23 protein-coding genes are annotated in these 21699 nt (G+C 68.4%); 14 read left to right on the top strand and 9 right to left on the bottom strand.

What is annotated here, in order from left to right:
* Both E1263_RS04890 and E1263_RS04885 read right to left on the bottom strand, forming a co-directional pair.
* The gene (locus tag E1263_RS04890; RefSeq protein ID WP_132165794.1) at window positions 1-915 is read right to left on the bottom strand and encodes an aminoglycoside phosphotransferase family protein; all 915 of its coding nucleotides are present in this window, start codon (window positions 913-915) and stop codon (window positions 1-3) included.
* A gap of 45 nt (window positions 916-960) precedes the next feature.
* Window positions 961-1551, bottom strand: a complete 591-nt coding sequence (locus E1263_RS04885) for an HD domain-containing protein (protein WP_132165792.1) — start codon at window positions 1549-1551, stop codon at window positions 961-963.
* Between the two features lie 85 nt (window positions 1552-1636).
* Here E1263_RS04885 and E1263_RS04880 point away from each other — a divergent pair, with 85 nt between their 5' ends.
* Together E1263_RS04880 and E1263_RS44015 are read left to right on the top strand one after the other, a co-directional pair.
* A complete protein-coding gene (locus E1263_RS04880; RefSeq protein WP_132165790.1) occupies window positions 1637-2536 on the top strand; it encodes an NADP-dependent oxidoreductase in 900 nt (299 codons plus the stop codon).
* A gap of 138 nt (window positions 2537-2674) precedes the next feature.
* Window positions 2675-2809, top strand: coding sequence for a hypothetical protein (locus E1263_RS44015; protein WP_272949646.1), 135 nt, complete (start codon window positions 2675-2677; stop codon window positions 2807-2809).
* A 75-nt stretch (window positions 2810-2884) separates the two neighbouring features.
* Here the strand turns inward: E1263_RS44015 and E1263_RS04870 are convergent, their stop codons facing one another.
* Together E1263_RS04870 and E1263_RS04865 are read right to left on the bottom strand one after the other, a co-directional pair.
* Entirely contained in the window at window positions 2885-3763 is an 879-nt protein-coding gene (locus E1263_RS04870) for a prephenate dehydratase (RefSeq protein ID WP_132165786.1), read from the bottom strand.
* Between the two features lie 38 nt (window positions 3764-3801).
* A complete protein-coding gene (locus tag E1263_RS04865; RefSeq protein WP_132165785.1) occupies window positions 3802-4605 on the bottom strand; it encodes a lysophospholipid acyltransferase family protein in 804 nt (267 codons plus the stop codon).
* A gap of 148 nt (window positions 4606-4753) precedes the next feature.
* On the opposite strand from E1263_RS04865, the gene E1263_RS04860 reads away from it, so the two are divergent.
* Window positions 4754-7015, top strand: a complete 2262-nt coding sequence (locus E1263_RS04860) for a M64 family metallopeptidase (RefSeq protein ID WP_238161077.1) — start codon at window positions 4754-4756, stop codon at window positions 7013-7015.
* Between the two features lie 9 nt (window positions 7016-7024).
* Here the strand turns inward: E1263_RS04860 and E1263_RS04855 are convergent, their stop codons facing one another.
* Both E1263_RS04855 and E1263_RS04850 read right to left on the bottom strand, forming a co-directional pair.
* A complete protein-coding gene (locus tag E1263_RS04855) occupies window positions 7025-8248 on the bottom strand; it encodes an FAD-dependent oxidoreductase (RefSeq protein WP_132165783.1) in 1224 nt (407 codons plus the stop codon).
* Complete coding sequence (locus E1263_RS04850) at window positions 8245-8811, bottom strand: TetR/AcrR family transcriptional regulator (protein ID WP_165956470.1); 567 nt, start codon at window positions 8809-8811, stop codon at window positions 8245-8247. The genes E1263_RS04855 and E1263_RS04850 overlap by 4 nt, the downstream gene beginning before the upstream one ends.
* A gap of 210 nt (window positions 8812-9021) precedes the next feature.
* Here E1263_RS04850 and E1263_RS04845 point away from each other — a divergent pair, with 210 nt between their 5' ends.
* The 8 genes from E1263_RS04845 to E1263_RS04810 all read left to right on the top strand — a co-directional run bounded on the left by E1263_RS04845 (window position 9022) and on the right by E1263_RS04810 (window position 18871).
* The gene (locus E1263_RS04845) at window positions 9022-9522 is read left to right on the top strand and encodes an anthrone oxygenase family protein (RefSeq protein ID WP_132165779.1); all 501 of its coding nucleotides are present in this window, start codon (window positions 9022-9024) and stop codon (window positions 9520-9522) included.
* A gap of 17 nt (window positions 9523-9539) precedes the next feature.
* Window positions 9540-10364 (top strand): TIGR03936 family radical SAM-associated protein, encoded by an 825-nt coding sequence (locus E1263_RS04840; protein WP_132165777.1) that lies wholly within the window; start codon window positions 9540-9542, stop codon window positions 10362-10364.
* A gap of 144 nt (window positions 10365-10508) precedes the next feature.
* A complete protein-coding gene (locus E1263_RS04835; RefSeq protein ID WP_132165775.1) occupies window positions 10509-13967 on the top strand; it encodes an Rne/Rng family ribonuclease in 3459 nt (1152 codons plus the stop codon).
* Between the two features lie 163 nt (window positions 13968-14130).
* Window positions 14131-14469: a 50S ribosomal protein L21 gene (gene rplU / locus E1263_RS04830; protein WP_132165822.1), complete on the top strand. Its 339-nt coding sequence runs from the start codon at window positions 14131-14133 to the stop codon at window positions 14467-14469.
* 7 nt (window positions 14470-14476) lie between these two features.
* On the top strand, window positions 14477-14737 hold the full coding sequence (gene rpmA / locus E1263_RS04825) for a 50S ribosomal protein L27 (protein WP_132165773.1): 261 nt from the start codon (window positions 14477-14479) through the stop codon (window positions 14735-14737).
* 155 nt (window positions 14738-14892) lie between these two features.
* Complete coding sequence (obgE, locus tag E1263_RS04820; protein ID WP_132165771.1) at window positions 14893-16485, top strand: GTPase ObgE; 1593 nt, start codon at window positions 14893-14895, stop codon at window positions 16483-16485.
* Window positions 16486-16491: 6 nt separating this feature from the next.
* Window positions 16492-17604, top strand: a complete 1113-nt coding sequence (proB, locus tag E1263_RS04815; RefSeq protein ID WP_132165769.1) for a glutamate 5-kinase — start codon at window positions 16492-16494, stop codon at window positions 17602-17604.
* A gap of 22 nt (window positions 17605-17626) precedes the next feature.
* Entirely contained in the window at window positions 17627-18871 is a 1245-nt protein-coding gene (locus tag E1263_RS04810) for a glutamate-5-semialdehyde dehydrogenase (protein ID WP_132165767.1), read from the top strand.
* Here the strand turns inward: E1263_RS04810 and E1263_RS04805 are convergent.
* Window positions 18856-19533: a 4'-phosphopantetheinyl transferase family protein gene (locus E1263_RS04805; protein ID WP_132165765.1), complete on the bottom strand. Its 678-nt coding sequence runs from the start codon at window positions 19531-19533 to the stop codon at window positions 18856-18858. The genes E1263_RS04810 and E1263_RS04805 overlap by 16 nt on opposite strands.
* A 20-nt stretch (window positions 19534-19553) precedes the next feature.
* Window positions 19554-20258, bottom strand: coding sequence for an SDR family oxidoreductase (locus E1263_RS04800; RefSeq protein WP_202868720.1), 705 nt, complete (start codon window positions 20256-20258; stop codon window positions 19554-19556).
* Window positions 20259-20337: 79 nt separating this feature from the next.
* Here E1263_RS04800 and E1263_RS04795 point away from each other — a divergent pair, with 79 nt between their 5' ends.
* Window positions 20338-20715: a winged helix-turn-helix transcriptional regulator gene (locus E1263_RS04795; protein WP_132165761.1), complete on the top strand. Its 378-nt coding sequence runs from the start codon at window positions 20338-20340 to the stop codon at window positions 20713-20715.
* Between the two features lie 14 nt (window positions 20716-20729).
* Here the strand turns inward: E1263_RS04795 and E1263_RS04790 are convergent, their stop codons facing one another.
* Window positions 20730-21182 carry an Lrp/AsnC family transcriptional regulator gene (locus E1263_RS04790; RefSeq protein ID WP_132165759.1) on the bottom strand — a complete coding sequence of 151 codons (453 nt, stop codon included), beginning with the start codon at window positions 21180-21182 and terminating at the stop codon, window positions 20730-20732.
* A 150-nt stretch (window positions 21183-21332) separates the two neighbouring features.
* Between E1263_RS04790 and E1263_RS44010 the strand changes: the two genes are divergently transcribed.
* Window positions 21333-21461 carry a hypothetical protein gene (locus E1263_RS44010; protein ID WP_272949645.1) on the top strand — a complete coding sequence of 43 codons (129 nt, stop codon included), beginning with the start codon at window positions 21333-21335 and terminating at the stop codon, window positions 21459-21461.
* A gap of 82 nt (window positions 21462-21543) precedes the next feature.
* Window positions 21544-21699 (top strand): hypothetical protein, encoded by a 156-nt coding sequence (locus E1263_RS42535; RefSeq protein ID WP_165956469.1) that lies wholly within the window; start codon window positions 21544-21546, stop codon window positions 21697-21699.

Genomic DNA, 21699 nt, shown 5'->3' with positions numbered 1-21699 from the left:
TCAGCAGTCCGCCTTGAAGTCGTTCAGCAGGTCCGTGATGAAGGGGTGTTCGCCGGGGTTCGGATCGGGGCGGCGGGTTCGGTAGTAGGGGATGGCGATCATGGAGAGGGAGAGCGCCCAGCCGCGAGCGCGCGTCCAGGTGGTCGGGTCGACCCCGAGGGCTTCGCGAAAGGCTTGCCGGGCCGCACCCTCGAACAGCCACCAGGCGGGCATGACGTCGGCCGCGGGGTCGGCGGCGCGCGCGGTCCCGAAGTCGATCACGGCGGAAAGCTTGCCATCGGCAACCAGGAGATTGCCCTCCATCAGATCGCCGTGGACCCAGACGGGCGGACCGGCGTACGTGTCGGCGGCCAGCGACGCATCCCAGGCCGCCAGGACCAGTTCGGTGTCGAACTCGTCGCGAAGCTGGTCGAGGGCTTCCCGAAAGAGCGCGTCGCGGGGCTTCAGCGGCGTACCGCGACTGAAGGGATCGTCAGTGGGCGGAAGGGGAGCGCCGGAGGTGTCGACCTTCTGGAGCTCGCGGATGAAGCCAGCCAGGTCGCGGGCGGCCTGCAGCGGATCTTTCAGCTGGTCGAGGTTGAAGGTTTCGCCGTCGAGCCAGCGGTAGACACCCCAGGTCAACGGATAACCAGCCCCCGGTACGCCGATCGCCAGCGGCTCCGGGATCGCGAGCGGCAGCTGCGGTGCCAGGCGCGGGAGCCAGGTGAGGTCCTTCTCCACCTGACCCTGCATCCGCTCAGTCCGGGGAAGCCGTGCCACCAGCTCCGAACCCACCCGGAAGGCGATGTGGTCTGTGCCGGACGAGGTGACGACCTCAATCGGCTTGTCGGCCCACTGCGGGAACTGCTCGGTGAGGAGCTGCCTGAGGATCGATGCGTTGATCTCTACTTCGTCATCGTGCAGTTTCGCGACCATAGCCCCGGAGCCTCACAGCGGGCTCGCCCGCGGTCAATCGACTTTTCAGGCGTCGAGCGGGTTGGCGGCGATCCGGGTGCTGAGGTCCGCCTTGATCGCACGAGCGGGGGAGCTGTCCGGCTTGCGCTCCGCTTGAGCCTGGAAACACTTCAGGAACTCGTCGGTCAGCCCGAGTCGCGGGAACTGCTTGAGGACGTCGGCGCGGAACTCGGTACTGAGCTCGTCGACGTTCTTACCGACGATATCGAGCGCGGCCGCTCGCGAGATCAGGTGACCCGCGGGGTCGTCGCTCACACTCACATCGGGCCACATATGCCGGACGATGACCTCGCCGAGCCGCTCCCGTCGTACGGGTGACCATCCTGCGCCAGTGGCGAAGACCCGCGCGAGGTGACCGGCGGCTTCCTCGAAGGAGACGGTGTGGCTGTCGAAGACCGGTACCAGGCTGAGGTCGTGGAACATCGCGGCCACGAAGAGCAGCTCAGCGTCGTACTGGATGTTCTCCCGTTCGGCCAACGCGGTCGCCCACACGTAGACGCGGCGGGAGTGGCTCTGCAGAGCGGGGGACTGATACGCGGCGGCCACCTCCAGGGCTGCTGCCGCGGCGGGAGTTGCGGGAATCACGAGATCGTTCATAATTCAACCGTATGGTGGGAAGGGCTTACGCTGGTGGTCCATTCCGGCGTCAGGTTCATGGGCCAATCATCGACCGAGGAGCGTCATGCGAGCCATCACAGTCCGGGACCAAGCGGCCGTCGACCTGACCCTGACCGACCTCCCGTACCCCCATGCCGCCGAGAACGACGTCATCGTCAAGGTCCACGCCGCCGGCTTCACCCGCGGCGAACTCACCTGGCCCGGCACCTGGACCGACCGCGCCGGCCGAGACCGTACGCCGAGCGTCCCCGGGCACGAGGTGTCGGGCGTCGTGGCTGAGCTCGGCTATGGAACCACCGGCCTCGCCGTCGGCCAACGAGTCTTCGGCCTGACGGACTGGACCCGCAACGGGACCCTCGCCGAGTTTGTCGCCGTCGAGGCCCGCAACCTCGCGCCGCTGCCCGCCGACATCGACCACGTGACGGCGGCGGCTCTGCCCATCTCCGGATTGACCGCCTGGCAAGCCCTCTTCGACCACGCCCACCTGCAAGCCGGCCAAACCGTGTTGGTCCATGGCGTAGGCGGCGCCGTCGGCTCCGTCGCCGCCCAGTTGGCCCGTACGGCGGGCGCCCGCGTGATCGGCGCCGGTCGCAAGACCGACCGCGCCTTCGCCGATGAGCTCGGCGTCGACGAGTTCGTGGCGCTGGAAGGTGGTGACCTGGAGAACGTTGGCATGGTCGACGTCGTCATGGACGTCATCGGCGGCGAAATCCGCTACCGCTCAGGCCACATGATCCGCCCCGGCGGAACTCTGGTGACCATCCCCGACCCGCCGAGGCAGAGTCCGCCCGGCGTACGGACGGTCTTCTTCGTGGTCGAGCCCAACCGAGCCCAGCTCGTCGAGCTAGCCGCGCGGGTGCGCGCCGGCACACTCAAGCCCCTGATCGCCAAGGTCCGCCCCCTGTCCGAGGCAGTCGAAGCCTTCGCCGACCGAGGCCGAACCATCATCCAGCTAAAGCCCTAACGCGGTCGGCAGGTCCCCATTTGATGGGCTGACCCACGGGGTTGTGGGTTGGCCAACCGCATGCGGTGAGCCCACCCGCATGCGATGGGCTGGCCCATCAAACGGAGACGACGAAGCTCCGCGGTCGGCGCGCTGCGCGTGACCGCAGCCTCTGATCCGCCGCGCGAGCCTGGCCAGCCGCACGAGCAACTGCAGGTAGTCACGCTCGGCGTGCTCGGCGACCGGTCGTGCAGCGTGGCGCGCGCCGAACGCAACAACACCTGCAGTCCGTAGTGCCGCCACCCAGTGCCGCAATCCAGTTCTGCGAGCTGTGTGCACGATTCCGGCAGGGTGCGCGGAGCGGGAGGGCTAGTGGTGAGGCCGCAGGGCTCGGTTCGCTGCAGGCTCGGCGATCTGGGCTCGGAACGGATGCGCCGGGTACACGCCCAGCAGCCGGACCTCGACCGAGAAGAACGCCAGCTCTTCCATCGCCAGGGCGACGTTCGGGTCTTCGGGGTGGCCTTCGATGTCGGCGTAGAACTGGGTGGCGAAGAACATGCCGCCCAGCTGGTACGACTCCAGTTTCGTCATGTTGACGCTGTTGGTCGCGAACCCGCCGAGGGCCTTGTAGAGGGCGGCCGACACGTTCCGGACCCGGTAGACGAAGCTCGTCACGATCGGACCGGAGCCGACCGGCGGTACGACGGGCTCGCGCGCCAGCACGAGGAATCGGGTCGTGTTGTGGTGCTCGTCCTCGACGTCCTCGGCCAGCATGTCCAGCCCATACAGACCGGCCGCGGCTCGCGGCGACAGCGCCGCCACCGTCGGATCCGCGAGCTCGGAGACCTCGCGAGCAGCCCCGGCGGTGTCATCTGCGACGACCGTCGTCCAGCCGTGTTCGCGGATGATCTTGCGGCACTGGCCGAGAGCGTGGATGTGGCTGCGGACTGTCCGGATCTGGTCGATCGAAGCACCCGGTACGGCGAGCAGCTGGAAATGGATCGGCAGGAAGTACTCGCCGATGATGTGCAGCCCGGATTCGGGGAGCAGGTGGTGGATGTCGGCGACGCGGCCGGCGATCGAGTTGTCGATCGGGATCATCGCCAGCCCGGCGCGGCCGCTGCTCACCGCCTCGAGGGCGTCCTGAAACGTCGTACAGGGCAGTTGGTCGTGGTCCGGGAACATCTCGGTGCACGCCATTGCCGAGTTGGCTCCGGGCTCACCCTGGTACGCGATCGGTCCGTCCACGAGCACCAGAGTAGCCCTGAGTCATCTCAACCAGCGGATCAGGTGTCCGACTTACGGACCTTCTTCGGTGCACCCGTGGTTGCTCGGCCCTCGAGTGCCTTGGCCTTGGTGGCGTACATGTCGATGTACTCCTGGCCGGACAGTTCCATGATCTTGTACATGATCTCGTCGGTCACCGCCCGCAGGATGAGCCGATCGCTCTCCATCCCCTCGTAGCGGGAGAAGTCCAGCGGCTCACCGAACTTGACCGTCGGCGAGGCGAACGACGCCACCACCTTGCCGGGCGGCGCGACCACGTCGGTGCCGATCACCCCGCACGGGATCACCGGGACCTTCGCCTCGAGCGCCAGCCGGGCCACGCCGGTCCGGCTCTTGTACAGGCGGCCGTCGTGTGAGCGCGTCCCCTCCGGGTAGATCCCGAACAGGTCGCCGCGCTCGAGGACCTTCATGCCGGCCCGCATCGCCCCTTCGGAGGCCGAACCGCCGGAGCGGTCGATCGGCACCTGGCCGGTGCCCTTGAAGAAGCCGCGCTGGAACCGGCCCTTGAGACCGGCGCCGGTGAAGTAGTCGGACTTTGCGACGAATGTCACCCGCCGCCGGAGCACCAGCGGCATGAAGATCCAGTCGGCGTACGAGAGGTGGTTGCTGGCGATGATCGCCGCACCCTCGGCCGGGATGTTCTCGGCGCCCTCCACGATCGGCCGGAAGAGCCGCTTGACCGGCGGGCCGATCAGGACGTTCTTGAGCACCCAGTAGATGCCCCGGCCGTCACCGTCCGCGGCGGCGTCCACCACCGGATCCACCCTGCGCTCGGGCCGTGGCGACTGTGCCGGTTCCGTCATCGATGTCCTCTCCTCACGTTCCCCGAGCCCTCATGATGCCGTACGACGGCCCCGGGTGGGGAGGAAGTCGCCACGCGGGTGGTCCTGACAGGTCGCGGACACGTTCGTAAGCTGCTCACGGCAGTGTCGCCGTGGTAGGGGAGATGTCGTGAGGACCACACGTTTGATGGCGGTAGTCGGCCTGCTCGCCGCAGGCCTGATCGGAACCGGTACGACGGCGCAAGCCGATGAGGTGGCCCCGGAAGCCAAGGTGGTCCCGCTCCAGGTGACCGGCCCGGCCGCATCCCGCTTCAACCTCATCGTGATGGGCGACGGCTACACCGCGACCGACCTGCCGAAGTTCCGCGAGCAGGTCGACAAGCACCTGAACGTGCTCTGGAGCATCGAGCCGTTCAAGTCGTACCGCAACTACATCAACGTGTACGCCGTCGAGATCGCGTCACCCCAAAGTGGCGTCGACTGCGATCCGAACCTGACCTCGCCCAAGGTGGACACCCCGCTCAACATGGGCTTCTGGGGCGGCTGCAACCCGAACAGCGTCCAGCGCCTGCTGACCGTCAGTTCAACGGCAGCGATCTCGTACGCCGACCTGGTCCCCGGCTCGACCTCGAGCAACCGGCAGATTCTTGCTATCGGCAACAGCGACACGTACGGCGGTGCCGGTGGAACGTACGCCACGGCCTCCGGCGGCAACGCTTTGTCGGCCCTGATCACCCCGCACGAGCTCGGGCACTCGCTCGGCGGGCTCCAGGACGAGTACGACTACTACGCCCGCGGCGACCGCGGAGCGCCGTACGAGGGGTCTGAGCCGTCGTCGATCCACCACACCCTGCTCACCGAGCCGCAGATGCGTGACCAGCAGCAGAAGTGGTTCCGCTGGCTGGGGGAGCAGTCCGAATCAGGAGGTCCGATCGGGCGCTACGAGGGCGGCATGTACTCCGGTTCCGGGGTCTGGCGGCCGAGCCGGCACTCGATGATGAAGACCCTCGGCTACTACTTCGACCAGATCTCCCGGGAGCGGATGACCCAGCGGATCTCCGCGCGAGCTGCACTATTCCAGACCAGTACCCCAACTGGTCAGGTCGCCGCCGATCAGGTCGTCTGGCTGCAGACCCTGCACCCGAGCAGCCACGAACTCGACCTCACCTGGACCCTTGACGGCCGAACCCTCCCGACCGGCAACCGGCGGGCGGTGGATCTCGCCACTCTCGACCTCACACCCGGTCTGCACACGCTCACGGCCAAGCTCGTCGACCCGACCGGCTTCATCCGCGACCCCGCTGCCCGGCCGACCGTGTCCCGGACCTGGACGGTCAACACCGCCCTGACCGCCCAGCCCACGACCACCCCGGTCGCGTTCACCGGGTCGACCGCGACCGAGCACCCGGTCAACGCGGATGAGGTCGTGTACGCCGAGACGACCCAATCGGACACCGACCAGCCGGCGATCGCCTGGCAATTGGACGGCCGGCCGGTCGACAACCCCGGCAACGACCGCGACTTCGACCTCGGCCCACTGCGGTTGACCGGTCGGCACACCCTGAGCGCCACCGTCGGCACCCAGACCCTGACCTGGCAGGTCGACGGCGTCGAGCCGACCGTCACCTCGACGATGTCCAAGCCGCTCCTGACCGTCCAGAAGCCGGCCGGCCCGGAGTACATCTACAACGACGCCTTCACGATGAAGCTGGCCGCGACCGACGACAGCACCGGGTATGTCGTGCCGGAGTTCCGGGTCGACGGGGACGGTTGGTACAACTACTACGGCTGGCCGACCGACGCGTCCGCCCCGTTCAAGTTCACCGCCGAGGGCACCGCGATCGATCAGCTGGTCTACGGCAAACTCGGCGTACCGCGGGTGGTCCCGTGGGACGACGTACCGCCCGGCTACGGCCGGCACCAGGTCGAGTACCGCGCCATCGATGCCTCCGGCAACATCGGTACGCCGAACCGGTTCGCGGTCACCCTGTTGCGCCCGGCCCCGACCTGTACGGCGACGATCACCGGAACCCACAGCGGCCCGCTGGTCTTGCGATCCGGGGTGACCTGCTTGACCGGAGCAACCGTCAACGGCCCGATCCAGGTCGCGGCCCGGGCCTCGCTGGTCGCGACCGACGCCCGGATCTCCGGGCCGGTCAACGCCTCCAAGGCGGCTGACGTGCACCTGCTCCGAACCACCATCAGCGGCCCGGTCTCGCTGTCCGGAATCACTCGCAGCGCGGCCCTGATCGGCAGCACGATCAGCGGTCCGGTCTCGGTCGGCACGGCCACCAGTACTGAGCCGGTCGCCCTGGCCGGCAACACCATCAAGGGCCCGCTGTCCTGCTCCGGAAACACCATCGCCCCAACCAACCTGGAGGCCCCGAACCAGGTCGCCGGCCCCAGAATCGGGCAGTGCGCCCGGCTCTGAGGCTTCGCATCACGACTCGAAGATCGCCTTGCGCAGCGGCGGGACCAGCCCGCAGACCCGGAAGAACGTGCGGGCTGTCCGCCGGAGTGCACGGCTGCGGGAGGATGCCAGCTTCGTATAGCGAAGGGCTTCGGCGGCTGCGCCGAAGCCGTGACTGCGGATCGTCTCCTCGGCAACGCTGAGGGCCTCGAATAGCGGCCGCTCGCCCCGATCGACTGCGGTCAACGCCTCGCAGAGCACCCGCGCATCCTGCAGTGCTGCGTTGCCGCCGAGCCCGCCGACCGGTGGCATCGGGTGGAGCGCGTCTCCGAGGAGTGTCACCTGGCTTGTCTCCCAGGGCCCGATCCGTCGGCCGGCGGTGAAATCGAAGCGCTCGATCGTGTCCGGATCAGAGTCCCCGACCAGCCGCACCAGTTGGGGGTCCCAGCCCGTCATGCGGGCCTGCACATGGTCGCGCAGGATCGGCCCGCGCGGTCCGGTGAGACCGGCCGTCAGTGTGGAGCGATGCGCGACGTAGGCCCACATCACATAGTCCGTGTCGGTCGTGTCCTGCCGGTCCCGGCGCCGGAACACCGAGGTGAACAAGAAGTCCCGCGGGGGCAGGATCATGTTCTTGCTGCTGGTCAGTGCTCCCGGCAACCAATCCTCGGTCTCCGCGGTGAGTGCGAGCTTCCCGCCGATCCCGATCGCTTGCGGGTCGAGATACCCGGCATGCGGGAGCTGTTGGCGCCGTACCGGTGAACGCACGCCGTCGGCGCCGATCAGTACGTCGCCAATCGCCGTACTGCCGTCTTCGAAGGCTGCTGTCACCTCGCCCGAACCGGCGATCTCGTAACCGGTGAACGTCTTCCCGAAGTGGACGTCCGCCTCGAGGCCGGAGAGCAGGATCTTGCGCAGACCACCCCGGCTGACCGCGTGCACGGCGTGGACCGGGTCGGCGGGATCGGTGGAGCTGTTCTCTCTCATCAGCAGGTGCAGCCGCTCGTCGAACACACCCATTCCAGGCCCGGGATCGCCTGCCGTGGCAACGAATCGGTCCCATGACGCGGGTGGCAGGCAGTGGTGCAGAGCGGCGCTGCCGACGGGCTCGATGTTCAGGCGATATCCCTGTTGCCGCGAGTCCGGCGCGAGGTCCCGCTCGAAGACGCGCACCTCGACTCCCGCCTTACGCAGCCCCTGCGCGAGGCACAGCCCACCGATTCCGCCGCCGGCTATCAGCACTCGCACGGTCATGATTCCGCCTGGCCGGTCAGGAGTTCGGCGAGCGAACGCAGTACCGGCCCGGCTGTCGCCGGATTGAGGCTCGCACCCTTCACGGTCCCGATGATCAAGTCGGCGGTGACGGCGGCCGGGGTCCCTGCAGCGACTTCGGCGGCCTCGACCAGGTCGACGAGCGCATCGCGCCAGCCCTGCTCGCGGGCCGCGACGATCTCCGCGACCGCCGGATCGCGCATCGCCCGCAGATCCAGCTCCCGCAGAACGACGAACAGATCCGGGTCTGCCTCGATCCGCGCGGCGAGCACCTGCAGGTGGGCCCGCAGCCGATCCGTGGGATCACCTTCGGGCGGCGTGGCCCGCAGTTGCGAGGTCGCGTAGTCGGTGACCGCGGTCACCAAGTCCTGCTTGCCGGGAAAGTAGTGATGGATCGTCGTGTGGTCGATGCCGGCCGTCGCGGCGACGGCCCGCAACCGCAGCCCGCCGATCCCGTGCTCGACGATGCCTGCGAATGCTGCTCGCACCACGGCGTCGCGGCGCTCCCGGCCCGCCGGCAGCAGGCCCCGTTTCGTCCCAGCCATCGAACCCTCCACCTTTTTCAATCCACCAACCACTTGGTGGACAGAGTGGCCGTTGACCAGGCAGGATGTCAATCCCCGACGCGCTTGAGGGCGTCTGGGTAAGCGCTGAGCCGACCAGACATGAAGCTGAGTTTCGGCGACATGTCCGTGGCAGGTCGGGGCGCCTAACTTCGACATTGCGGGATCGGCCCGCCGTACTGGAGGAGCGACATGAACGGACTGCGGGTGGCGGCGCTGATGGCGGCCACGATCACGACCGGAATGATGGCCGGGGTCTACTGGGCGTACGGGATGGCCTTCATGCCCGGGCTGGCGAAGGTCGACGACAAGACCTTCGTCGGGGCGTTCCAGGCCGCCGACCGGGCGATCGTCAACCCGGTCTTCCTCGGGATCGGCTTCGTCGGGACCCTGCTGCTCACCGCGCTGGCCGGGCTGCTCAGTCTCAAGGAGAAGGCGCTGCCCTGGATCGCGGCGGCGTTCGTCCTCTACCTGATCACGATGATCATCACGGTCGCGATCAACGTCCCGCTCAACGACGCCCTCAAGGCGGCGGGCGACCCGAACACGATCGACGTCACCGCCGCCCGGGCCGCCTTCGACGAGGCCCGCTGGCGCACCTTCAACACCGTCCGCACCGTCCTCGACCTCGCCGCCTTCGGCCTCCTCGGCTGGGCCCTCTACCTGACCGGCAAATCCGCCGCCCAGCCCTGAGCTGCCACACTGTGGGGGTGCCTGTTCAAGCCCCGCCGTCGTCGCAGCTCCCCGCGGTCCAGAAACTCCGGATCCGGTTCGCCAAGCGTGGGCGGCTGCGATTCACCTCACACCGCGACTTCCAGCGGGCGTTCGAGCGCGCTGTCCGGCGCGCGGAGCTCCCGGTGGCGTTCTCGCACGGCTTCAGCCCGCACCCGAAGATCTCGTACGCCGGGGCCGCGCCGACCGGCGCCGCCTCGGAAGCCGAGTACTTGGAGATTTCGCTCACACAGGAGCGGGTCCCCGAGGAGGTCCGGGTCGCGCTGGACGAGGCCCTGCCGCCGGGGCTGGACGTGCTTGAGGTGGTCGTCGCCGGGCCGGGCGCCCTGGCGGACCGCCTGGAGGTCAGTGAGTGGCTGATCGCGTTGCCGGGAGTCGATCCCGAGCCGGCCGCTGCGGCGGTCGAGGCGTTCCTCGCGCGGACCGAAATCATGGTCGAGCGCATGACCAAACGGGGTATTCGCTCGTTCGACTGTCGGGATGCCGTTCTGCGACTCACCGTCGCCAGCGAACCGGCGTCGGTTGAGACATGTGCGATACTGCAAGTGGTGTTACGGCTCGGAACCCCGGCCGTGAGACCCGACGACGTTCTCGCCGGCTTGCTCGAAGTAGCGACGCTCCCGGTGACGGGCCCGGCTCTTCTGACCAGGCTCGCCCAGGGCCCGCACCTCGCGGCAACCGGCACAGTGGACGACCCGCTCGCTCGTGACCGCGACGCCAACCAGGCGACCGCGACCGGCCAGGCAGGTCCCCACCAGACGCATACAGCGGAGGGCGACGCCGCCGCTCCCTCTGTGCCCTGAGCCCGGGCGGAGCGGATCCCGCAGGCTTCCGTCGCCCCGGTACCAAGCTGTACCGGAGCGGCGAACCGTGACCGCCAGGCAGCAGCGCCGGACCCGTGACAGGGGTCGCAGGATGCGCCGCAGGGCTTGAGGAGACCGCACCACATGCTCGACAACGAGCCGACCACCGAGGCAGCCACGGCTGCCACCGCCCGATCGACCGCCAAAAAGACGGTCAAGAAGACCGCGGCGAAGAAGACCACGGCCACCACCGCGCGCAAGCGCGTCGCCAAGACCGCTGCGGCCGAGGTGCCCACGCAGTCCGACGCCGTCGCGGCCGACCCGGCCCCGAAGACCGCCAAGAAGGCAGTCGCGAAGAAGGCCGTCGCCAAGAAGGCGGTGGCCAAGAAGGCCGCCGCGACCCCGGTCAAGCGCGCCGCCAAGAAGGTCGCCGAGCCGGAGCCCGCCGCGGCTGAGGCTCCCGCCAAGAAGGCGCCCGCTCGCAAGCGCGCCACCACGAAGAAGGCCGCTGCCACCCTGGTCGCGACCGACACCCCGCTCACCGACGGCCCCGTAGCCGACGCCGGTACGCCGGACGCCGCGCCCGCTCGCCGTACGCGCTCCCGCCGCGGTGCCGCGCAGGCCGCTGAGCCCGCCGCGCAGACTCCCGAGCCTGCCGCTGCCGCGCCTGCTCGGACCACCTTCACGGGCACCTCCCACGTGCGTAGCTCGGCCAGCCTCTCCGCCGAGGCAGCTGCTGCCGCTGACTCGGCTGGATCAGCAAGTGCTGCCGACTCGGCAGCTGAGTCCGGCCCGAGCGCCTCCAAGCGCACTTCGCGCCGCCGCGGCGCCCAGCCCGCTGCTGACGCGCCCGCCGCATCCGAGGCAACCCCGCTCTTCCCGACGGCTGGAGAGTCAGCCGCTGCTGCAGAGGCACCCGCCGAAGAGACCACCACCGGGGCCCGCCGCACCCGTCGCCGCGCTCCTGCAGCCGCCGCGGTGCTGTTCCAGGCGCCGACCGTCCCGAGCAACGCTCCGGCCGGAACGCCCGCACCGGCGCAGGCCGAGGCGACCAGCCCGGTCGAGGCGACCGACCCGGCCCCGACTACCCGTTCGCGGAGCCGTCGCGGCGCCAAGAACACCCAGTCCGCCGAGGTTGAGGCCGAGGTGACCACCCAGGCCGCCGAGCCGGGTGACGACGAGCAGCCGAGCACGTCCCGCCGTCGTCGGAGCCGTCGTGGCCGCGATGCCGAGGCGCGCGAAGAGGTCGTCGTCGAAGAGCTCGAGGACGACGAAGAAGAAGACGAGAACGCTGACGCCGAGGCCGATGAAACGGCCGACGAGCAGGCGGACGACGTACAGGCTGAGGACGGCGACGACGACGAGTCCGCCGAGGGCACCCGTCGCCGCCGTCGCCGTCGCGGTGGCCGTCGTCGCCGCAAGACCGGTGACGCCGAGGACAGCGCCGACGAGCAGGACGAGAACGGCGACGAGCCGGACGACGCCGAAGCCTCGGCCGACGACGAGCAGGACGGTTCTGCCGACGACGGTGAGGACGCCGGCAGCTCGTCGCGTCGCCGCCGCCGTCGCCGTCGCCGCAAGGGCGAAGAGGGCACCAGCGCTGCCGACGACCCGGACGAGATCGTGGTCCGGGTGCGTGAGCCGCGCAGCAAGAACACGGCCAACGAGGTCACCGCGATCGAGGGTTCGACCCGCCTGGAGGCGAAGAAGCAGCGCCGCCGTGAGGGTCGCGCCGCTGGTCGCCGCCGCGCGCCGATCGTGAGCGAGGCCGAGTTCCTGGCCCGCCGCGAGTCGGTCGAGCGGACGATGGTGATCCGGTCCCGTGGGGACCTGACCCAAATCGCGGTCTCCGAGGACAACGTCCTGGTCGAGCACTACGTGACCACGGCGGACCAGAGCTCGCTGATCGGCAACGTGTACCTCGGTCGCGTGCAGAACGTGCTGCCCAGCATGGAGGCGGCGTTCATCGACATCGGCAAGGGCCGCAACGCGGTGCTGTACGCCGGTGAGGTCGACTGGGCCTCGCTCGGTGGATCCAACGGATCGCGCAAGATCGAGCAGGTGCTGAAGTCCGGCCAGTCGGTCCTGGTCCAGGTGACCAAGGACCCGATCGGCCACAAGGGCGCCCGGCTGACCAACCAGATCAGCCTGCCCGGCCGGTACGTCGTCTACGTCCCGCGCGGCGGCAACGGCGGTATCAGCCGCAAGCTCCCCGACACCGAGCGGAACCGGCTCAAGACGATCCTCAAGGACATCGTTCCCGACGAGGCCGGCGTGATCGTCCGGACCGCCGCGGAAGGTGCGACCGAGCAGGAGCTGACCCTGGATGTCACCCGCCTGCAGGCGTTCTGGACCGAGATCGACAAGAAGTCGAAGGGCGGCAATGCGCCGGCCCTGCTGCACGGCGAGCCCGACCTGCTGATCCGGGTCGTCCGCGACCTGTTCACCGAGGACTTCTCCAAGCTCGTCATCTCCGGTGACGAGGCCAACGACCAGGTCAGTGAGTACGTCGCCTCCGTGGCGCCGCACCTGGCCGACCGGGTCGAGAAGTGGGGCGGGGACGGCGACGCCAAATCCGGTGACGTTTTCGCGAGCTACCGGATCGACGAGCAGATCAAGAAGGCGCTGGACCGCAAGGTCTGGCTGCCGTCGGGTGGTTCGCTGGTCATCGACCGCACCGAGGCGATGACGGTCGTCGACGTCAACACCGGCAAGTTCACCGGGTCCGGCGGCAACCTCGAGGAGACCGTCACCAAGAACAACCTGGAGGCGGCCGAGGAGATCGTCCGCCAGCTCCGGCTGCGCGACATCGGCGGCATCATCGTGATCGACTTCATCGACATGGTGCTGGAGTCGAACCGGGACCTCGTCATGCGTCGCCTGGTCGAGTGCCTGGGCCGCGACCGGACCAAGCACCAGGTCGCCGAGGTCACCTCGCTCGGCCTGGTCCAGATGACCCGCAAGCGGATCGGTACCGGTCTGCTCGAGGCGTTCAGCGAGAACTGCGACCACTGCGGTGGCCGCGGCCTGATCCTGCACGACGAGCCGAAGGAGTCCCGCCGCCGTGACGGTGGCCGGGGCACCACTGGCGGCAACGCTGCTGCCAGCACCAGCGGCAACACTGGGGGCAACACCGCCAGTGCAAACGGCAACGGCAGCACCAACGGCAACGGCAACAACGGCCAGAGCAGCAACGGTCACGACAAGCCGGCCGCCCAGGCCGAGGAGTCCGGCCGGAAGAGCTCGCGTCGCCGTCGTGGCAAGGGCCGCTCCGACGAGGAGAGCACCGAGGCGGAGACCGCGCAGCACCACGCGGACGCCGCTCAGCACCTGGCCCAGATCGCTGCCGCATCCGCCAAGAAGGACGCTGAGGGTGCACCGGAACCGACCGGTTACCCGATGTCCGGTCACACCGATGAGCCCGTGAGCCCGGAAGCGACCGGTTTCCCGCCGGCCGACGTACCGGCTGATGGGGCTGAGGCGGCCGAGGCTGAGCAGAACGGCACCAAGAGCACGCGACGTCGGCGCAGTAGCCGGGGCCGCGGTAAGACGGCAGGAGACGCTCCGGAGACGCCTTCGGAGCTGGTTTCGGCCGGTCAGTAACCCGATTTCCAGGATGCTGCGCTCGCGTAGTATCCTGGACCTTCGGTGCGCTCCAGGCGTGCCGACTTGTGTGTTGTGACTGTGAGTGTGCGGGGAATCCTCGCGGCTCAGACCAGCACACTATGTACAAGAACTTCCGATCCAGCAGAGAGTGAGATCCACGGTGTACGCGATCGTGCGCAGTGGCGGCACCCAGCAGAAGGTCGCCGTCGGCGATGTCATCGAGATCGACAGCCTGACGGACGCAGTGGGCGACACCGTCGCGCTGTCCGCGGTTCTGGTCGTCGATGGCGACACCGTGACGACCGATGCTGCGGCGCTGGCCAAGGTTGCCGTGTCGGCTGAGGTTCTCGGCCGCACCAAGGGACCCAAGATCCACATCCTGAAGTACAAGAACAAGACCGGTTACCGCAAGCGCCAGGGGCACCGCCAGCACTACACCCAGGTCAAGGTCACCGCGATCGACGCGAAACTGTCATCCTCTGAGAAGAAGGGGAGCTGATTAACTCATGGCACACAAAAAGGGAGCAGCCTCGACCCGCAACGGTCGTGACTCCAACTCACAGCGCCTCGGCGTGAAGCGGTACGGCGGCCAGCTCGTCAACGCCGGCGAGATCATCGTTCGCCAGCGGGGCACGCACTTCCACCCGGGCATCCTGGTTGGCCGTGGCGGCGACGACACGCTGTTCGCGCTGGCCGAGGGCAAGGTGGAGTTCGGCACCCGTCGCGGACGCCGCGTCGTGAACATCGTCCCGGCCCCGGCGGAGTAGTACCGCCACCCCGGGAAGTAACAGCTCTTTCAAGAGGGCGGGTCGCGGAATACCGCGACTCGCCCTCTTGCTATGAAGCACAGTTGCTATGAAACGCAGTTGCTGTGTAAGGCGCTCAGTACGTTTATTTGGCTACAGGAAGTTGAGATACACCGATGGCAATCCCCAGCTTTGTGGACCGCGTGACGGTGCACGTCACCGCGGGCCGCGGCGGACACGGATGTGCCTCGGTGCACCGGGAGAAGTTCAAGCCCCTCGGTGGTCCGGACGGCGGCAACGGCGGTGACGGCGGCAGCGTGATTCTCCGCGTCGACCCGGACACCACCACACTCGTCGACTACCACCGCTCCAGCCACCGCGCCGGCACGAACGGTGCCCAGGGCAAGGGTGACCACCAGGCCGGCAGCAACGGCGAAACCGTCATCCTGCCGGTCCCGGAGGGAACCGTGATCTCGGTCGACGGCATCGTCGTGGCCGACCTGGTTGGCCCCGGCGCCGAATTCGTGGCAGCCCAAGGTGGCAAGGGTGGTCTCGGCAACGCGGCCCTGGCCAGCAGCTCCCGTAAGGCGCCCGGTTTCGCCCTGCTCGGTGAGGACGGCGAGGAGCGCACGCTCGTCCTGGAGCTCAAGGTTGTCGCCGACATCGGTCTGGTCGGCTTCCCGAGCGCCGGCAAGTCGTCGCTGATCGCGTCGATCAGTCGCGCTCGGCCGAAGATCGCCGACTACCCCTTCACCACCCTGATCCCCAACCTGGGCGTCGTGGTCGCCGGTGGCGAGACCACTTTCACCGTGGCCGACGTACCGGGTCTGATCGAGGGCGCCAGCGAGGGCCGCGGGCTCGGGCACGACTTCCTGCGCCACGTCGAGCGCTGCGCGGCACTCGTGCACGTCATCGACTGTGCGACGTACGAACCGGGGCGTGACCCGCTCAGCGACCTCGACACGATCGAGGCCGAGCTGACCGCCCATGGTGGTCTCGAGGACCGGCCGCGACTCGTTGCCCTGAACAAGATCGACGTACCGGACGCGCGTGAGATCGCGGAGATGGTGCAAGAGGGTCTGGAAGAGCGCGGGCTGCAGGTGTTCCCGATCTCGACCGCTTCGCACGAAGGCCTGGAGGCCTTGAAGTTCGCGATGGCCGAGATCGTGGCCAAGCGTCGCGCGGAGGAAGAGAAGCCGGACAGCACCCGGATCATCATCCGGCCGCAGGTCCAGGGCGGGCCCGAGTTCAAGGTCAAGAAGCTGCCGGCCGACGGCGAAGGCGACTGGCTGGTGCAGGGCGGCAAGCCCGAGCGCTGGGTCAAGCAGACCGACTTCACGAACCCGGAGGCCGTTGGCTACCTGGCCGACCGGCTGAACCGGCTCGGCGTCGAGCGGGCGCTGCTCGAGCTCGGCGCGACGGAGGGCGAAGGCGTCATCATCGGCGACGGACCCAACGCCGTCATGTTCGACTTCGCTCCCGAGGTCCAGGCCGGCGCGGAGCTGCTGTCCCGCCGTGGCGAGGACCAGCGGCTGGAGGAGAACCGGCCTGCGCTCGACCGGCGCCGGCGCAAGGACGAGGAATACCACGCGCTCCGGTCCGGCGAGAAAACCAAGTCCGACCTGTCGGAGTACGGTCACGGCTGGATCGAGGACGAGGTCGACCTGACCCCGGCCGAGGCCAGGCGAGTTGCGGAGAAGGCGGAGAAGCTGGCGCGCAAGGAAGCACGCGAGCTCGCTGCGCAAAAGGATCTCGACCAGAACGGTTGATACCTGATGAACATGCGCGCGGAGGCCGTCGAGGCCACGCGAATTGTCGTCAAGGTGGGTTCGTCGTCGCTGACTCAGCGCGGGCGGATCGACATGGACCGGCTCCGGCCGCTCGTCGATGCCATTGCGGCGCGGCGGGCGACGGGGACCGAGGTCGTGCTCGTCTCGTCGGGAGCGATCGCGGCCGGGCTGGCTCCGATGGGGTTGCGTTCGCGACCGCGTGACTTGGCGACGCAGCAGGCGGCTGCTTCGGTGGGACAGGGCGAGCTGATGGCTCGCTACAGCGAGGCGTTCGGCGCGCATGACCTGCGGGTCGGTCAGGTGCTGCTGACAGTCGACGACGTGACCCGGCGCAGCCACTACCGCAACGCGTTCCGGACGTTTGCACGGTTGCTGGAGCTGGGCGTCGTACCGATCGTGAACGAGAACGACACCGTCGCCACCACCGAGATTCGCTTTGGTGACAACGACAGGCTGGCCGCACTGACCAGCCACCTCGTGCACGCGGACCTGTTGCTGCTGCTGTCGGACGTCGATGGCCTGTACGACGGCGATCCGCGCAAACCGGGGACGACGATGGTCACCGAGGTTCGCGGTGCCGCCGATCTGGAGCCGCTCGCGATCGGCAAGACCGGCTCATCCGGTGTCGGCACCGGCGGCATGCAGACGAAGGTCGAGGCGGCCGCGATCGCCACCGAAGCCGGGATTCCCGTCGTACTGACTTCGGCGGCGCTGGTCGCAGAAGCCTTGCAGGGCAAGCGTGTTGGCACGTTGTTCCACCCCACCGGCCGTCGCCAGAAAACCCGCATGCTGTGGCTGGCGCACGCCACCACCGGCGTCGGCAGCCTGCGACTGGACGAGGGCGCCGTCCAAGCCGTCACCGTACGGCGAAAGTCCCTGCTCCCAGCCGGTATCACTGCTGTCGAAGGCACTTTCTCGGCCGGCGACCCCGTCGACCTGGTCTCGCCGACCGGCGTCGTTGTGGCCCGTGGACTGGTGAACTACGACGCAGCTGAGCTGCCTGGCCTGCTTGGCCGCTCCACTCACGAGCTGGCGCGCGAGCTCGGCCCGGCGTACGAACGTGAAGTCGTCCACCGAGACGACCTGGTCCTGTTGTGAACCTCGAATCTAGGATGGTTCCGTGAGCGAGATCATCGAACTGGCCCAGCGGGCGCGCGAGGCGTCGTACGCGTTGGCGGAAGCCTCACGGGCGACCAAGGACGCGGCACTGCACGCAATGGCGGCCGCGCTGCGGGCGAACACAGACGCGATCGTGGCGGCCAACGCAGTCGACGTCGCGGCGGCACGCGAGGCCGGTACGCCGGAATCCACCGTCGACCGCCTTGCTTTGGATGCCGGCCGGGTCGACGGGATGGCTGCAGGGCTGGAGCAGTTGGCCGGTCTGACCGATCCGGTCGGCGAGGTCGTGCGCGGGTACACGCTGCCGAACGGTCTCGAGCTGCGTCAGGTCCGCGTGCCCTTCGGCGTCGTCGGGATCATCTACGAGGCCCGGCCGAACGTGACGGCCGACGCGGCCGGCATCTGCCTCAAGTCGGGCAATGCCGTGCTGCTGCGGGGGTCTTCGTCCGCGGCCGCGTCCAACGTGGCGATCATCTCCGTACTGCGCGATGCCGCAGCGTCGGTGGGATTGCCGGCTGACGTGGTGCAGGGCGTGCCGACGGACCGGGCTGCCGTGAAGGAGCTCATGCAGGCGCGCGGGCTGGTCGACGTACTGATTCCGCGCGGGGGAGCGGGGCTGATCCAGACCGTGGTCAGCGAGTCCACAGTGCCGGTGATCGAGACGGGCGTGGGCAACTGCCACGTGTACGTCGATGCTGACGCCGATCTCGGTCTTGCGCTGGAGATCCTGCTGAACTCGAAGACGCAGCGGCCGAGTGTGTGCAACGCGGCCGAGTCGCTGCTCGTGCATGCATCAGTGGCTGACGATTTCTTGGCGATTGCCCTTCCTGCGTTGGCTTCCGCGGGCGTGACGGTGCACGGTGATCCGACAGTTGTTGCTGCGGGCAAGGACATTGTGGCGGCGACGGACGAGGACTACGGGACCGAGTACAACTCACTCGACCTGTCGGCCGCGGTGGTCGAGTCGCTGGAGAGCGCCGTACAGCACATTCGTCGTTACAGCTCCGGTCACACCGACGCGATCATCACGCGCTCCCAGGCCGCGGCCCGCCGTTTCGTGCAGGCCGTCGACTCGGCCGCGGTCGTCGTCAACGCCAGCACGCGTTTCACCGACGGCGGCGAGTTCGGGTTCGGCGCCGAGATCGGCATCTCCACCCAGAAACTCCACGCCCGCGGCCCGATGGGCCTGCCCGAAATGACGTCCACCAAGTACGTCGTCACCGGCGAAGGTCAGATCCGGAACTGATCCACATGGACGACGGGCGGCTCGGCACTCAAGACTGCCAGAGCCGCCAGGTGGTCGTCGTCCGGTGTCTGGACATCCACTAGCTGCGCCGGACCGTCATGTCCCTCCCACCGCACCACGGCGGCTGGCTGATCCGGTGAGCTCACCACCACGCCACACAGTCCGGCGCCGATCCCGTCCTCGGTGGCTTTGACCAGCGACTCCTTACGCGTCCAGTACCGCGTGAACGCCCGCGCCTTCGCGATCCCGTCGTACCGCTTGAGCTCCTGAAGCTCCTCAGGCGCCAAGGTCATGTCCGCGACCCCGTCGACATCCGTCCGCGAGTCGATCCGCTCCACGTCCAGCCCGACCGGCGCCGTACCGATCGCCAAGCCAACCCACTCGCCCGAGTGCGACACCGACAGCTCGACACCCGCGGTCCGCACCTTGCCATGCGGCTTTCCGCAGTCCCGACACGACCGATCCAGTACGACGCTCGCCGGCGGAACGGACATGCGCTCACCGACCAAGCGCCGTACGAGCGTCACTCCCAGCAGGAACCGGGCCTTGTCATCGTCACGCCGGTATCGCGCATACCGCTCCTGCTCGATCGCGTTCAGATCATTGAGGAACTCCGCCTGAGCCTGATCGACCCGCGCCCACCACACCTCAACCGCGTTCACCCTCCGACCCTAGCGGGGCCTCAGGCGGTCTTGTGGCGAGCACCGCCCTCGAGGTGGACCGTCTCGCCGGAGATGAAGCCCGCGCGGAGGAGCCACATGACCGCGTCGACGATGTCGTCGGACTCGCCGGACCGTCCGACCAGCGTGCCGGCCGCGCTCTTACTGAGGAGACCGGCCTTGCCGTCGCCCAACCGGTCCCACGCGCCCGAGTCGATGACACCGGGCGAAATGGCATTGACCCGCACTGGAGCGAGATCCGCCGCGAGATGGCGAGCGAGGTACTCGACCGCGCCGTTGGTCACGCCCTTCACGAGCGAGCCGGGGCCTGGGCGCCAGCCGACGACCCCGGAAAACACGACGATCGACCCGGTCGGCCGCAGTACCGGTGCGAAGTGCTTGGCGACCAGCATCGGTCCGATCACCTTCGCGGTGAACGCGGTCACCAGTTTGTCGTGCTCCAGTTCGACAGCCCGTACGTCGTGCGGTGCCGAACCAGTCATCACAAGGTGGTCGATGCCGTCCGCGAGCAGTGCGGCTGCGGCGGCCATTGTCGTCTCGTCCTGCAGGTCGATACGCACCGCGGTCGCGCCGAGCTCGACCGCCAGTGCCTCGGCAGCCGCCAGGTCACGGGCGCCGATCACCACGTCGTACCCGTCCTGCACCGCGCGTCGCGCGACGGCCGCTCCCAGCGCCCGTGCACCGCCGATGACCAGGATCCGCTCCATATTCGCCACTCCCTCTCGTAGGATCGGGTCTCACGGTATGGATTTGATACCGGTATCTTCAACGGAACTGGGAGCAGCCATGGGCAAGGCGTACAACGTGATGGCGGCGACCTGTCCGAGCCGGACCGTGCTGCACCGCATCGGTGCTCGCTGGACGGTGTTCATCGTCAACGCCCTCGCCGACGGACCTCGTCGCTTCACCGAACTGAAGGCGCACATCCAGGGCATCACTCCAAAGGTGCTGACCGAGACGCTGCGGTCCCTGGAGGTCGACGGGCTGATCAGCCGACGTGAGTACGTCGCCAATCCGCCGCATGTCGAATACGCGCTGACGCCGTTGGGGCGGTCCCTCCTGATCCCGCTCCGCGCCGTACGGGCGTGGGCTGAGCAACACGTCCCCGACATCGAGGCCGCCCGGGCTCGTCATGAGGATCAGGCGGCCGCCCCGACGCTGTGAGCGCCGTACGGGGCTCACTCCTCGGGCAGCGGCGCTGGGCGGCCTTCCCAGCGTGTGGAGAGGACGACCGTCGTACGGGTGCGGACCACGCCGTTCACGCGGCGCAGAGAGCCGACCACGGCCTCTAGCTGGCTGACGTCGGCGACGCGGATCTTCACGACGAGCTCCTGGTCGCCGGCGACGAACCAGCAGTCCTCGACGGCGGCGATCTCGCGGACCTGGTCCACGATGTCGTCGGTCTCGACGTCGTCGCGCTGGAACAGGCCGATCAGGGCGCTCGTGCCGAGCCCGACCTCACTCGGCGCCACGATCGCGCGATAACCGAGGAGGACGCCGCGCTCTTCCAGACGCCGTACCCGCTCCTGGACGCTCGGGCCGGACAGCCCGACCACCCGGCCGAGCTCCGCCCAGCTGGAGCGGCCGTTCAGCCGCAAGGCCTCGATCAGCTGCCGATCGATCACGTCCATACGGGGTGAACCTCCTGTTTGCCGCAGATTCGTAGGCACTTCGCCTGATCTGCCTTCAATTCGTTTGTGTGGACCGGATGATTGTCGTACAATTTGAGATGTCGGGGCCGGACCGCCCCGACCGTAGCCTGACAACCCAGTGAAGGAAACATGATCACCCCCGACGTTGCCCGTGCCCACATCGACGAGATGCACCGTGTCGCTGCGCAGTATCAGCGCGCTGCCGCCGTGCCGTCCCTCTGGCGCCGGCTGCTGACCCGTCACGCCCGCAGCAACTGAAAAACCGACCTCACGCGCGACCGGATGGCCTGAAGAGCCACCGGTCGCGCTCCTGTGTCCGGCCACGAGATAGGCTCTGACCATGCTGAACCTTGTCGTGCCGCAGCTCGCGGCCCTCGAGGAGGCCGCTGAGGCCTCACACATCTCGCCGTGGTGGTACGGCGGGTTCACCCTCGTTGTCCTGTCCCTGCTGATTCTCGTCACGGTGATCATGGGCAAGGGCCGGCCGCACAGCTGA

Origin of the sequence: Kribbella antibiotica (assembly GCF_004349055.1) — a bacterium.
GTDB lineage: Bacteria > Actinomycetota > Actinomycetes > Propionibacteriales > Kribbellaceae > Kribbella > Kribbella antibiotica.
This window is presented reverse-complemented; position numbering and strand designations above follow the sequence as displayed.

What these genes read in the sequence shown, in the direction of transcription:
- E1263_RS04885 (WP_132165792.1), bottom strand. Translation starts at nt 1,551, where the DNA reads ATGAACGATCTCGTGATTCCCGCAACTCCCGCCGCGGCAGCAGCCCTG.
- obgE (WP_132165771.1), top strand. Translation starts at nt 14,893, where the DNA reads ATGGCAATCCCCAGCTTTGTGGACCGCGTGACGGTGCACGTCACCGCG.
- E1263_RS04890 (WP_132165794.1), bottom strand. Translation starts at nt 915, where the DNA reads ATGGTCGCGAAACTGCACGATGACGAAGTAGAGATCAACGCATCGATC.
- E1263_RS04845 (WP_132165779.1), top strand. Translation starts at nt 9,022, where the DNA reads ATGAACGGACTGCGGGTGGCGGCGCTGATGGCGGCCACGATCACGACC.
- E1263_RS04855 (WP_132165783.1), bottom strand. Translation starts at nt 8,248, where the DNA reads ATGACCGTGCGAGTGCTGATAGCCGGCGGCGGAATCGGTGGGCTGTGC.
- E1263_RS44010 (WP_272949645.1), top strand. Translation starts at nt 21,333, where the DNA reads ATGATCACCCCCGACGTTGCCCGTGCCCACATCGACGAGATGCACCGT.
- E1263_RS04790 (WP_132165759.1), bottom strand. Translation starts at nt 21,182, where the DNA reads ATGGACGTGATCGATCGGCAGCTGATCGAGGCCTTGCGGCTGAACGGC.
- E1263_RS04880 (WP_132165790.1), top strand. Translation starts at nt 1,637, where the DNA reads ATGCGAGCCATCACAGTCCGGGACCAAGCGGCCGTCGACCTGACCCTG.
- E1263_RS04865 (WP_132165785.1), bottom strand. Translation starts at nt 4,605, where the DNA reads ATGACGGAACCGGCACAGTCGCCACGGCCCGAGCGCAGGGTGGATCCG.
- E1263_RS04835 (WP_132165775.1), top strand. Translation starts at nt 10,509, where the DNA reads ATGCTCGACAACGAGCCGACCACCGAGGCAGCCACGGCTGCCACCGCC.
- E1263_RS04850 (WP_165956470.1), bottom strand. Translation starts at nt 8,811, where the DNA reads ATGGCTGGGACGAAACGGGGCCTGCTGCCGGCGGGCCGGGAGCGCCGC.
- E1263_RS04800 (WP_202868720.1), bottom strand. Translation starts at nt 20,258, where the DNA reads ATGGAGCGGATCCTGGTCATCGGCGGTGCACGGGCGCTGGGAGCGGCC.
- E1263_RS42535 (WP_165956469.1), top strand. Translation starts at nt 21,544, where the DNA reads ATGCTGAACCTTGTCGTGCCGCAGCTCGCGGCCCTCGAGGAGGCCGCT.
- rpmA (WP_132165773.1), top strand. Translation starts at nt 14,477, where the DNA reads ATGGCACACAAAAAGGGAGCAGCCTCGACCCGCAACGGTCGTGACTCC.
- E1263_RS04795 (WP_132165761.1), top strand. Translation starts at nt 20,338, where the DNA reads ATGGGCAAGGCGTACAACGTGATGGCGGCGACCTGTCCGAGCCGGACC.
- proB (WP_132165769.1), top strand. Translation starts at nt 16,492, where the DNA reads ATGAACATGCGCGCGGAGGCCGTCGAGGCCACGCGAATTGTCGTCAAG.